10 protein-coding genes are annotated in these 12,976 nt (G+C 51.5%); 1 reads left to right on the forward strand and 9 read right to left on the reverse strand.

Features of this window, described 5'->3' with window-relative positions:
• Positions 1–32: 32 nt before the first annotated feature.
• The 7 genes from IEY53_RS10505 to IEY53_RS10535 all read right to left on the reverse strand — a co-directional run bounded on the left by IEY53_RS10505 (position 33) and on the right by IEY53_RS10535 (position 10,325).
• Positions 33–1,598: a glycoside hydrolase family 43 protein gene (locus IEY53_RS10505; RefSeq protein WP_189024640.1), complete on the reverse strand. Its 1,566-nt coding sequence runs from the start codon at positions 1,596–1,598 to the stop codon at positions 33–35.
• Entirely contained in the window at positions 1,599–2,534 is a 936-nt protein-coding gene (locus tag IEY53_RS10510) for a carbohydrate ABC transporter permease (RefSeq protein WP_373293841.1), read from the reverse strand.
• A gap of 17 nt (positions 2,535–2,551) precedes the next feature.
• Positions 2,552–3,517, reverse strand: coding sequence for an ABC transporter permease (locus IEY53_RS10515; protein WP_189024642.1), 966 nt, complete (start codon positions 3,515–3,517; stop codon positions 2,552–2,554).
• 71 nt (positions 3,518–3,588) lie between these two features.
• Positions 3,589–5,286, reverse strand: a complete 1,698-nt coding sequence (locus IEY53_RS10520) for an ABC transporter substrate-binding protein (RefSeq protein ID WP_189024644.1) — start codon at positions 5,284–5,286, stop codon at positions 3,589–3,591.
• Between the two features lie 121 nt (positions 5,287–5,407).
• A complete protein-coding gene (locus IEY53_RS10525) occupies positions 5,408–6,940 on the reverse strand; it encodes a response regulator (protein ID WP_189024646.1) in 1,533 nt (510 codons plus the stop codon).
• Entirely contained in the window at positions 6,930–8,753 is a 1,824-nt protein-coding gene (locus IEY53_RS10530) for a sensor histidine kinase (protein WP_189024648.1), read from the reverse strand. The genes IEY53_RS10525 and IEY53_RS10530 overlap by 11 nt, the downstream gene beginning before the upstream one ends.
• A gap of 45 nt (positions 8,754–8,798) precedes the next feature.
• Entirely contained in the window at positions 8,799–10,325 is a 1,527-nt protein-coding gene (locus IEY53_RS10535; RefSeq protein ID WP_189024650.1) for a response regulator transcription factor, read from the reverse strand.
• Positions 10,326–10,700: 375 nt separating this feature from the next.
• Here IEY53_RS10535 and IEY53_RS10540 point away from each other — a divergent pair, with 375 nt between their 5' ends.
• Entirely contained in the window at positions 10,701–11,726 is a 1,026-nt protein-coding gene (locus tag IEY53_RS10540; protein WP_189024651.1) for an ABC transporter substrate-binding protein, read from the forward strand.
• A 414-nt stretch (positions 11,727–12,140) separates the two neighbouring features.
• Here IEY53_RS10540 and IEY53_RS36370 read toward each other — a convergent pair whose 3' ends face one another.
• A complete protein-coding gene (locus IEY53_RS36370; RefSeq protein WP_505819928.1) occupies positions 12,141–12,266 on the reverse strand; it encodes an oleate hydratase in 126 nt (41 codons plus the stop codon).
• 75 nt (positions 12,267–12,341) lie between these two features.
• Positions 12,342–12,914: a TetR/AcrR family transcriptional regulator gene (locus IEY53_RS10545; protein ID WP_189024652.1), complete on the reverse strand. Its 573-nt coding sequence runs from the start codon at positions 12,912–12,914 to the stop codon at positions 12,342–12,344.
• Positions 12,915–12,976: the final 62 nt, after the last annotated feature.

The following is a 12,976-nucleotide window of genomic DNA, read 5'->3' on the forward strand; positions in this document are numbered from 1 at the left end:
TTCTCCTCCTTATTACAGGCTTCTCCCAAAGTTTATCTCCAGGCGGCCCGATACTCGAACCAGTCGAACCTCGCGGGCGCCCCGCTTGGGCGACCATTGCCCGTTGCGTACAGACCAATAACCACGCCGGTGAAGCACATTTTGCTCACAAAATCCTCCGGAGACAACGCCCGTGCCGGACCGGCAACCACGCTGGACCAGTTCTGGCTATCCTCCGAATAGGATAGGATATACTCCTTCTCTGTCGCTTCAATTCTGAGGAAAAGTTGTTCCGCTTCCGTCTTGCCCTCATGGACGATCCGGGACTCTCCCCGAATGGTCAGACGGGCTGTGACCCGATTGCCGTTCCCGGAGCGGGTCAGGCCGATTTCGTAATGAGCATCCTCGTCCCGGCGTACGCACAGTCCGGCCTCTTCTCCTTCGGCAGACGGCGCAAACAACAGGCAAGTGGTGAAGCTTGCCTGCGTATGCTGTTGTCTTCTGCCTGCAAAAGTGATCTGGCCGACCTCTCCGAGTCCCGGCGCCTGGCCGCGCAGCGTCAAGTGACCAGGGGTTTCAGCAAGTGAACAACAACCCTCGGCCGGATTTCGTACGAATATCCACTCGGGTCCAAGATGTTCTCCGTCAAAGTCATCCCGGCCTTCCCCCAAAGTGGCACCCGGCGCAGCGGGCGCTGCATCCGGCAGGCGGGTAACTGACATTTCCAGTGCGACACTGCCCTCGTTATTGTCGATATACGGCCATCCTTCTTTCCAGCGGACCGGAGCCAGGAAGGTCTCCCGGCCGAGTACACTGTAGCCCTCCCCGGTCAGCCGAACGCCGAGGAAAACGGCCCACCAGTCGCCGTTGGTATCTTCCACCAGGTCAGCATGGCCCAAATACTGAATCGGATGATCCAGATCCCGGTGCGTCAGGATCGGCTCCGGGCACCGCTCGAACGGACCGTAAGGCTTCTCGCTCCGTCCGATGATCTCCCGGTGTTCCTTCGCTGTTCCGCCGGAGGCAGACATCATATAATACATTCCGTTAATCTTGTACAAGTGCGGCCCTTCTGTCCATGGACCTCCGTCGCCGCGCCAGACCACTTGCGGTTCGGAGAACGCTTCTCCGGTCGCAATGTTGATCTCATACTGGATAACATGCGAGTCGTAATCGGCTCCCTGCTGGGCGGTGACGTACACCTTGCCGTCATCGTCGAAGAACAGCGAAGGATCGATCCCGCCATACGGGACAGGGATGGGCTCGGACCAAGGTCCGGCGGGATCAGTCGCCGTAACGTAGAAATTCCCGCTCCCCCTTACGTCGGTAGTAATCATGTAGAAGATGCCTTCATGATAACGAAGCGACGGTGCATAAATCCCATCAGAGCTCTTGCGGTCCGTCAGATCGAGCTGATCGGGCCGGTCCAGCACATGGCCGATCTGTTCCCAGTGGACCAGGTTCCGGCTCCGGAAGATCGGGACGCCGGGAAAATATTCGAACGAACTGCAAATCAGATAGAAGTACTCTCCCGCCTTGGTAATGCTGGGATCGGGATAAAAACCGGGAAGGATGGGGTTCGAATAACGGATCGTCTGTGTTGCCAATGAATTTTCCATTTACTCCTTGACACTCCCCACGTTAAGTCCAACGACAAAATATTTTTGCATGAACGGGTAGACCATCAGGATCGGAACCGAAGCTACCACAGTGACAGCCGCGCGAATCGAAATTGGCGTGACTTGGGTAGCGTGCTCTGCCCCGACACCATTTGCCACAGAAGGATTGCTGTTGGCGTTCACACTGGAGGATAGCAGCTTCATCAATTCGTATTGCAGCGTGCTCAGTTCCTGTCTGGATGAGGTGTACAGGAAAGCGTCGAACCAGGAGTTCCAGGCACCGACCGCAACGAACAACGCAATGGTAGCCAGCACGGGCTTACAGAGCGGGAAGATGATTCTCCAGAAAATTTTAAAATCGCCTGCTCCATCGATTCTGGATGATTCCACCAGGCTTTCCGGAATGGTGCCGATATAGGTACGGATGACGATCAGGTTGAATGCACTGATCATCGACGGCAGTACGTACACCAGAAAGTTGTTGATTAAATGCAGATCCTTCATCAAAAAGTAGTTGGGAATCAGACCTGCATTGAAATACATCGTCAGGACAAAAATCGTCGTGATGGGCTTACGGAATACATATTCCCGCCGGCTGAGCGTATAGGCCAGCATCGTGGTTAGGAAGATGTTCAACAAGGTCGAAAGAACGGTGCGCGCAACGGATATCAGAAATGCGTTATATATGGTGCCTGAAGCAAAAACCGCATTATAGTTCTGCATGGTGAATTGCCGGGGCCACAGATAAATACCGCCTCTGATCGTGTCATTTCCCGCGTTAAACGAAACAACTATCGTATTCAAGAACGGATACAACGTAACGATTACCAGAAAAATCATAAACAATGTATTGAATGTATTGAAAAGGAACGGTTCTACTCCGCTGCTCCCCGGACGGCGTCTGGAGAGCATAACTGCGTTCTTCGGGCCTGACATCTGAGTGTTTTTCATCATCATAACAGCCTCTCTTCCCCAAGCCGCTTGGCGGTCCAGTTTGCGAACAGCAGCATGGTGATGCTGACAACGCTCTTGAATATGCCTCCTGCGGTAGCCAAAGAGTAGTTACCCTGTGCTATACCATATTTGAGGACGAAGATATCGATCGTTTCCGACCAATCCACCACAAGTCCGTTGCCCAGCAAATACTGAACTTCAAAACCGGCTTCCAGAATATGTCCGATCGACATAATCAGCAGGATAACAATGGTTGCCTTAATGCCAGGCAGAGTAACGTTCCACATTTTTTGATATCGGTTGGCTCCATCGATGTCCGCCGCTTCATACAGAGCCGGATCAATGGAAGCCATGGCGGCCAAATATATGATCGTATTCCAGCCGACTTCTTTCCAGACATGTGACGCACCTACGACACCCCAGAAATATTTCCCTTCGCTTAGCCACATAATCGGCTGATCGATCAGATGCAGCTTCATCAATAAATCATTGATGATTCCGTCGGAGGCAAGTGAAGTGGCAACGATCCCGGTAACGATAATCCAGGACAGGAAATGCGGCAGATACGAAATCGTTTGGACCGTTCGCTTCCAGAACATTTTTTTGATTTCATTCAGCAGCAATGCCAAAACGATGGCAGTAGTGAAGCCCAAAATCAGATTAATGACACTCATCGCGAGCGTGTTGCGAAGCACACGCAGAAAATTGTCGTCCGTAAACAGGAATTGGAAATGCTTGAATCCAACCCAGTCTTGTTGACTGAAGCTCCGCGCCGGCTTGTAATCCTGAAAAGCCATTGTCCAGCCCCAGACCGGCAAATAAGCAAAGACAATAATATAAGCGAGCAGAGGAACCGACATGTAGATAAGCTGTCTCTGATCCTTGATGATCGCCCAGGTCAGCCGCTTGTTGTTGCGTTGTTTCTTCGGGTTGACTGGCTTGGCAACAGTTGCAATCTCCTCCATAGTATCAAACTCCCTATCCACCCTTTAATTATCGGAAAGGGGGAGATCCCCTTTCCGATTAAGGCATTGATCTATTTAACACTCCAGTTGTCAATCCTCCATTTGAGCACTTCGTTAATGCGGTCTTCATAGGATTTAATGTCAAGCTTCTGAATCGCGGAGGTGTATTCGCTCCAGACGGAGTCGAACTCAGAAGGATTTGCCAGGATTGCCTTGGGTAAATACTTGGTGGACGTCTCATTCAGCTTTGTGCTGGCAATTTTGGCCGGAGAACCTTCCACCAGGTCGACAGACCAGGCCGGATAGTAGATCGGATTCTCAGGAGGCGCACTGAAGAAGTCCACGTAGCTGTTGAATCCGTATGCCGTCAGAACTTCCTTGTCAAACGGCTTTAAGCTTGCCTGATATTCTTCAGGCTGGTTGCTCGCCGCAGTGGCGTTGCCGTCACTGAAATAACCTTCCAGCTTCGGTGCGGTGGCGTAGAAAGCATCAGCCTTGTTGGCGAGCTTCCAGGTAGCATCGGTAGTATTATCACGCTGCTCTTCCGTTCTAATGAAGCGCCCTGCATCATTGACCATGTAATCTTCGCCTTCAACACCCCAGGTCATCAGCTTCTGCCAATCTTCTGTGATCAACTTATCAAGAGCTTTAATAATTTTTTCCGGGTTCTTGGCATTGACGGTAATGCCGAAGCCATTGTTTAAGTTAAGAGATGGACGGTCGCGGTAATAATCCTTGGTACTGGAATCGTATACCAGCGGGAAACCTACATATGTCCGCTCCAGCTTTTCCTGCGTCTTCAGCGAATCCTCGGCGCTGCCGAAGTTCCAGTGCTGGTCGAACATCCCCAGTACGGCGCCGCTGGACAGCTTGGCCATGTACTGATCATAGTTTTGTGTGAACGCTTCCTTATCCAGCAAGCCTTGAGCATTGATCTCATTCAGCTTCTGATAGTACTTCTTGGCATGATCCTTGTCGGCGAAAATTTCGCCTTTGCCGTCGTTTACAACCACACCGCCATCGTTGGGATGCCCGATCAAATGCTGCGGAGCATTCAGCAATCCCCAGTTCTTCCAGTCATAGTTCAAGATTTCAAAACCAATGGTCGGCTTTCCGTCGATTGTCGGATACTTCTCCTTGTACTTTGCAATCAAATCAAAATATTCGTCCAGCGTCTTCGGAGTCGGGTAGTTGAACTCCTTCAGAACAGCCTTTTGAATCCAGAAGGCCGGTCCGCTGTAATAGGTATCAGATACTTCACCGTTATAGGCACCGTAGTTCGGCAGATAGTAGATATGTCCATCGTTAGGGTCCTTCATCTGGTTCCAATACTTTTCATAATGTTTCTTCAGGTTAGGCGCGTGCTCCTCGATCAGATCCTCGAGCGGGATGACCGCTCCGGCAGCCGTCAGCTTCGTATCCGCCGAGATTAAGTCCGGGTAGTCCCCGCCAGCAATCATAACACCGAGCTTCTGGTTCTTGTCGCCTGCAAGGAATTCGAATTTGAAGGTGACGCCAAGCTCATCCTTAATCTTTTTGTAAATCTTATTGTCCGCTGTCGGCTGCTGTCCGGCTTCACCCAAGAACACTGAAATTTCTAAAGGATTAGCTGCGTTCACTTCCTCGCTGCTGGCGTTCTTCGCTGTGGAATTCCCGGTATTCGCAGCTTTCGTGTTGTTGCCGCCGCTTGAGCAGCCGGAGAGTACAACGCCCAGCGATAAAAGGGCTGTCGCTCCGATGCGGAGCAACGATTTTTTTCTGTCCCCCATAAAGCACCTCCGAAAAGTATTGTCACCTCAGGACTGAAAGCCCTTTCATGTAACTGCTTTTATTGTAAATTTATATCCGGATGGAAACTATATTCGAATTATAGCTCTTCCCGTGAAAAGCTTAGATTTTCTTATATTCGTTCGGTGACATGCCCAAACGCTTCTCGAATTGCTTCAGGAACTGATTGTAGCTCGTGTAACCAACCCTTTCCGACACCTCGCCGTTTTTCCATTGGTTCATGCGAAGCAAACGGCTTGCCTCTTCAATTCGCAGATTATGGACCAGTTCGTTAAATCCGATGCCGTTCTTGCGTATCAGCAGTTGCCCCAGATAGGCGGGATGCAGAAAGAAGCGCTCCGCCAGCGATTTGATGGTCAGACCTTCCCGGAAATGGCTGTGGATGTAGTCGTTGATGTCCTGCACGATCCCCTGCGGCTCAGCCGGGCTCTCCTTGAGAAGAAGCTCGAAGCAGACCCTGCCGCAAGAACGCAGCATCCCGATCAGATCATCGAAGGTCAGCAGCGCCTCGTCCATATCGGGAATATCAAACAGGCGGCCTGAGGATTCACCGCCGCTGTCCATTTCCGTGCTCATATACGCCCTGATTTCGTGCAAAAAATAGACGACGATCTTGCGGACATCATCAGGATGAATGCGCATCTCCCGGAACCCTTGCTCCATCGAATCAACAATCGACCTATAGCCGGTGTAGTCAATGAGGTGGAACGCCTCCAATATGCGGTCGAGGAGTTCCACCTGATTGTGACTGTGTCCGAACCTGCTGCCTTTAATCATGTCATAGCGGATAATGCCGTTCTCTCCCGGCTTATAAAACGCATGCAGCAGCGCCTCGGCCGCCGTCCTGAAGGCGGCACCGATTCCGGTCAGCGACGTCTCTGCGGCACCGACCGCCATGAAGATGCGAAAACCCGCCAAACGGCGGGCCAGGGCTTCGATCGTCTTTGCGGCATCGGCCTCTCCACCTTGATGCGCAGAGTCGCCGAACACAATGGCGAAACGTTCCATGGACAGGTGTACCAGGCAAGCTGTCTCCAGGCCGTCCAGAAGTTCGGCGGCAATCTCGCCAGGCCGCGCAGACCGGTCCCTTGGTGTCTGCACCAGACAGACATTCCATGACTCGGCGGACCGGGAGAGTGACTTCAGGAAAGCCGTGCCCTCAGCGGATACCGGCTTGCCCAGCAGCGCCTCTTTAACCAGCTGCAATTCCTCTTCCCGGCGGGCCACCTGGCCGATATGCCGCCGTTCCCGTTCATCCTGCAGTTCACGCTGGATGGCCCGAATCTCCAATTCGGCCTCTTCTTCGTCCAGCGGCTTCAGCAGATAACGGGCAACCCTGTATTTCAGAGCTTTCCGGGCGTAATCAAAGTCACTGTATCCGGTAAGGATGATGAATTTCGTAGAGAGCTTCCCTCTTTGCCGCCACTCTCTGATCATCTCCAGACCGTCCATCACCGGCATGTGGATGTCCACCATCACAAGATCCGGTTCCAGTTCCTCCATCAGCTTCAAGCCTTCCGCTCCGTTGCCGCAGACGCCACACACCTCGAAGCCAAGCTCCTCCCAATCCACCCAAATCTGCATGCCCTCCAGTGCCCAGGGCTCGTCGTCGATCAGCAACACTTTAAACGCCATTGGCCCTCTCTCCTTCTCCATCCTGCCATTCCAGCAGCTTTAGCGGAATTTCGAAAGAAACCTCGGTCCCTTTCCCCACTTTACTAATCAGGTTGAAAATTACGCTGTCATTGTAGTACAACTCCAGCCGGCGGTAGACATTGCGGATGCCGATATTGCCTCCCGCGGTTTCCTCTTCGCTGCGCATGTTGTACAGAATTTCCTTCAACCGTTCCTCGTCAATCCCCTTGCCATTATCCGCTACGACTACGCGCAGCCGGTCATCGGTTGCTTCGACGCGGATTTTGACCACTCCGAGTCCTTCAATCGCCTGTATGCCGTGCTTGCAGGCATTCTCTGCGAGCTGCTGAATACTCATTTTCGGAATCTTGTAGCGGCGCGCCTCTTCGGCGATTTCGATGGAATAATCGAATTTGTCCCGGAACCTGAATTTCTCGATGCCGAGATACATGACGGTAAAATTCATCTCTTCCTCCAGCAGAACCAGATCGTCCTTCCAATTCAGCAAGCGGCGGAGCAGCTTCGACAAATCCTTGATAATGTCTTTGACATCCGTGTAATTGTTCTTGGTGCTGACCACAAGAAGCGCATTCAGCGTGTTGAACAGGAAATGGGGATTCATCTGACTTTGCAGCAGATTGAGCTCCGCCCGGACGCGCTCGGCTTCCTGGCTTTTTTGCTGAATCTCCAGCTTATACACATTGTTGATCAAGGAATGGATCTGGGAGGTCATCATATTGAAGTTGCGGATCAGATGGCCGATTTCATCGCGGCCCTCGTCGATTTTGATCAAATCGAACTTCTCGTTTCTTACCTTTTGCATATGACGGGCCAAACGCTTGACCCGGTGATTGTAGGAGCGCAGCATCACGTAAATGAACACCGAGGTGAGTAGTGTAATCAGGCCGGCCAGTAAGCCAAAATAGAGCTGCATATCCAGCATGGCCTTGCTGACACGCGTCCCTTGGGGCAAGCCGATCAGCTTCAACCCCCGCACATAGCTGGCATTCCCGATCGGTACGATATGCAGATCTTTGCCCGGCTCCTTGTCCATGTCGAACAAGGAATAATCGGAAGTGCTTTCGTGCTGATAACCGCTGTCCATGGATACGATAATCTCTCCCCGGTCATTGACCAGATAGAGATCCAGGTAATTCCGCTCGCGGGCGATGACATCATAGAAGCGGCTGAGATCAAAATCAATCCGCACCAGCTGCTGGTAAGCGTTGTTGACGTCATAATAATCCATTTTCTCGACGACGCTGAGATAAGACGAAATTGCTGTGGAAGTTTTAGACGCCATATCCCGGTACGCAGACACCAGCACAGTTCCATTGAACATCTGCCACTTCTGGTACCACGGGCTGGAGACGACATCGTCGTCCAGAGCATAATAGTCCCCGCCGGGCACAATACTCGGGTTGTCCGTATAAATACCAATCCGCTGAATCTGGTTGTTCACCGGAATATAGGACGTGACCCGATGACGGAGCTGTTCGTTGAATGTATTATAGAAATCCAGCGGGCTCTTATAGACATGGTCCAGGGTCTCGTACAGCAGCTTATCCGTAATCAGGGCATGGCTGACGGCGACCCCGCCGTCGATCATGCTGTGAATATCCTTTCTCGCCCGCTCCAACGAGATTTGCAGATTCTGCTCTTCCCGTTCCTTGATCAGCCCGGACATCCGGTCCATAAATAAATAATTAATAATGACAATAGGCAGCAGAATCCCGATTACATACATCAACATGAATTTGTAATTCAGCGGGATGTCGTTCACAATACTGCGAATCCGGAATTTTCTAATCATGGCTTCACTCCCCCACATTGAACATTCTTTCGGTCCGAGCCGCCTCTATTCTCGCCTCCTGTAAGCGGAAGGAAGCACTCCTGTCATACGTTTGAACTGGCATATAAAATAATCGGTGTTGGGATAGCCTGAATTCGCTGCCACCTTGGCCATACTCAACCAGCCTTGCCGCAAGAGCCTCTTCGCCTCTTCAATCCGTTTGTCGTTCAGATATTCCCGGAATGACTTGCCGGTCTGCTGCTTAAACAGCTGCCCCAAATAGTTAGGGTTCATATGGAACATCCGGCCGAGCTCCTGGAGCTGCAGCTTCTCCCGAAATTCCCGGTCCACATGCTGCACTACCCGGAAGATCGTTGAGGACTCGCTGCGTTCGTGCTGTTCCCGCAAGGCAGCCGCTCCGCTTTGACATAGCGCTAGGGCATACCGGTGAAAATCCGGATAAAAGGGGGTCTCCGTCAGCGTGCCGAACTCCGCCTCCATGCCCCGCATGAAGGCATCGGCGTCTCCACCCAGTTCCTTCAGCTTTTTGGAGACGCCCATCTCAAGGGCAGACAGCTGAATCCGGACGTATTCAATATCCGGCAGCCCGGAGGACGGCGCAGCAAGCAGGGCGTCCACAGCGGCTTCCGTCCCTTTGGGACGGTCCAAGGAGATCAGTTCGAGCAGGAAAGTCAGGGCCGCTTTGTTTACTTTCTTGGCGTAATCGTGCTGTGGAAGCTCGTTGCAATTGACAAAGCCGCCCTCTTTATGGTAGCGTTTCCATTTTAGTGTTGCCAACGCCTTCTGGTAAATCGGGCGCAGCGCAGACACGCCTCCAGGACCGCAGCCCAGCGCAGCGATTGCGGGAGCGGAAACCGCGCCCGGCCACGTTTCGCATAGCCGGCGACCAAGCGCCTCCAGCCGGTCCGAAGTACACAGAATCCCGGAAGCGACCAGTCCCACTCTTCCCTCGGAATCCTTGAACAGCTCCAGCCGCTCCGGCCCGGTGAGCTCAGCTATCCGACGCTTCAATTCGTCTTCGTTCACTCCATTTTCAACCAGCAGACAACCAATCTCCTCGCTGCTCCCGATATTTAGCAAGGCCGCCGCTTCGTTTTCAAGCTCGGCACCCGCCTCCCCCTGGATCAACCGATTGAGCAGATAATTGACATACAGGGACCGTTCATGACGGAGGACGTCCTCTTGGGCCATCTCCTCCCGGATCTTGCGGCTCAGCTGCTCCAGCACCGCCTCGATCTCCTCCTCATCAATCGGCTTGAGCAGGTAATCATCGACGCGCTGATCGAGCGCCGTCATCGCATACTCAAAGTTATCATGCCCGCTCAATATAACAAACCGCGGCGGCTTGGCCAGCTTATGCCGGGACCTGCCAATCAGCTCCAGGCCGCTGACGGAGGGCATATGAATATCGGTAAACACCAGTTCGGGCTGCAGTTGCTCAATCAGAGACCAGGCGGAGTTGCCGTTCGAAGCCTCTCCACAAACCCGAAAGCCGTATTTCTCCCAATTCACTATTGTGCGCAAGCCCTCAAGAACCCACGGTTCGTCATCCACCAACAGCACGTTCATCATCTACCCTTCGCCTCCTTCCCCAAATGAATCTTACTCTTATTTATTCTGAAAGCGTATTATTTGAAATGGTAACATATTACAATGAATTTATCCCAGGTAATAATATGAAATCAAAAGAATAGTTATATTTACTTCAAAATGCAAATTCTACAGAAAAAAATACCTAAAGCGAACTTTAAAATTTTTTGAATCTCCCCCCCTAGCCTTGCAAAAGCTCTCCTGAGGCCCGAAAAAGGAGTAGGGAAGCGGCTGGCTATCTGAATTATACTTCAAACTAAAAGTTAATTATATTGACACAGCTTGCTACTTTTGATAGATTCAATACTGATAATGATTATCATTATTATGGGAATAGATAGATATGGGGGGACCATCATGTTCAACAGAAAGTCACTATTCAGCCTTATTACCCTGCTTATGCTGTTCACAGTGGTGGCAACCGCCTGCGGCGGAGCCAACAGTCCGGCGGCAAGCACCTCTGCTCCGGCAGCTGAAGCCACAGCTGCACCGACTGCGGAAGCAGCAACATCAACGGAAGCGCCTGCCGCAGAAGCCGCTCCCGAAATGCGCAGCTTTGAAACCGCCAAAGGCCCGGTGCAAATCCCGGCGAAGCCGCAGCGGATTGTCACCGATTTCTATGGCGGTGAGCTGCTCGCCGTCGGCGCCAATGTAGTGGGCGTTGAGCCCAGCGCTTTTGACAACCCGTTCCTGACCGATCTGCTGAAAGATACCCAGGATGTCGGTTATCCGATCAGTGCGGAAAAAACCTTGGAGCTTGCTCCGGACCTGATTGTAGTGATGTACGATGATAACTATGACGCCTTGTCCAAAATTGCGCCAACGATTCATCTCCCTTACGGAACAGCTACCAACATTCAGGAAACCGTCAAGCTGTTCGGTGATATTGCCGGGGCTCCCGGGAAAGCGGAAGCTTTTATCGCTGATTTTGATAAGAAGGCAACCGAAGGCCGCGAGAAGCTGAAAGGGATTGTAAAGGAAGAAGATACGTTTGGTATATATGAGTTGACCGATAAAGGCGAGCTGTGGATCTTTGGCGACAATGCCGGACGGGGCGGACAAGCTCTCTATAATGCCCTCCAGCTCAAAATGCCTGCTAAAAACAACAACGAAAACCAGACCCTTCAGCTGTCCATGGAGCTGTTGCCGGAGTACGCTGCGGATTACATGTTCCTGACGACCTATGATCCCGAGAAAAAAGGCGACAAGCTCAAGGAATTGAAGGACTCCCCGGTATGGAAAGGCCTTGACGCCTCCAAAAACAATCATCTGTTCTACAACGATTTTGATACGTACTATCGTTACGATCCGATTGCCATCACGGCACAAATCGATCTGTTTGTCGATATGATCATTGCCCGCAGCGAAGAAAACAAGAAATAAGCAATAAGCGCCGCGATCTTTAACAAGCCCCTCGTTTCACAGGATTATCCTGATGAAATGGGGGGTTTTGTGGTATTCATGAGAATGTTTTGTAGACGGGGTGCTATAGGGAATGATACCCGCTAATTGTCGGAAATTTACTTTTCAGCGGATTGTTATAGGGAAATACACCCGTTATTTTTATGAAAAAGCCTGATTGGCGTGTTGTTGAGAAGATTAACGGGTGGGATTCCCTCTAATGTGACTGAAAGGGCCAAAGCTCTGGATTTAATGGGCGGATTTCCCTATACCCGATTGTGGCAGCCCTCCCTGGATTACAACACCTATCCAATCACCGTTCCGCTAAAATCTGTCCGAGCGTCTGGTCCAGTGGCAGCGGTTTGATGCCGTGACAGGTGTGCACCACGGTTAAAATCATGCAGATGTCATATTTGGAGGGGAACGCTCGGCTGCACTATGCCAGTTCTCAAAGGGTAACATCGAGCGCCAATAGTACCTAAGGTTGGTCTCCAGATAAGTCGGATCAAAAAACGGTTCCATTAGCGGCTTCCCGGCTGGAGGGCGTGTGCGGTCTGTAAACCGAGTGTGGACAAGTCCGCCCGGCTGAATTTTGTGTCAGTGATGAACACTTTGCTGATAGTTCTCCATACTCCTTAAGATGCTCCCGTCCATCAGCCTGCCGACCTTACAGACCAGCTCCATCGGGTCCGTATGAGCCCCCGCACGCATCCACTGGATCACCTGCTCCAAAAGCGCCAGCGTGTAGAAGTCGGCGATTTCTTCCTTAGCCTGGGGCTGGAGATCCAGCGGCTGACCCAGCTCGTTGATAATCTCAATCATGACGTCATAAATGACGCTATAGAGAAATTTCTCCAAATGCTCACGTCCGAGGGAATGAAACGTGTTCTGGCAGATCGTTTTATTGATTTGTATGTAATTCAGCACTTTAAGGAAACCCTCCTTCCAGCCGGCACAATTGCGGTATTCCTCAAGTCCTTTGATAATCTCAGTCTGATAGACCCAGCCCAGCAATTCATAAATATCGTGGAAGTGGTTGTAAAAGGTGATACGGGTCACACCGCAATCGGCGGTGAGCTGCCGGATGGTGATCTTGGGAAGCGGATAGCTCAGCATCAACTTCTTCAGCGAACGCGCCAAGGCAAACTTGGTGATCTGTGAATGCGACATAGGTACCTCCAGCACCAAAAGTGATTTTGCAATATATCTGTAAATAAGTCTATTTACAACCA

It is taken from the genome of Paenibacillus albidus, from assembly GCF_014644435.1.
In the GTDB taxonomy this organism is placed as follows: Bacteria; Bacillota; Bacilli; order Paenibacillales; family Paenibacillaceae; genus Paenibacillus_AQ; species Paenibacillus_AQ albidus.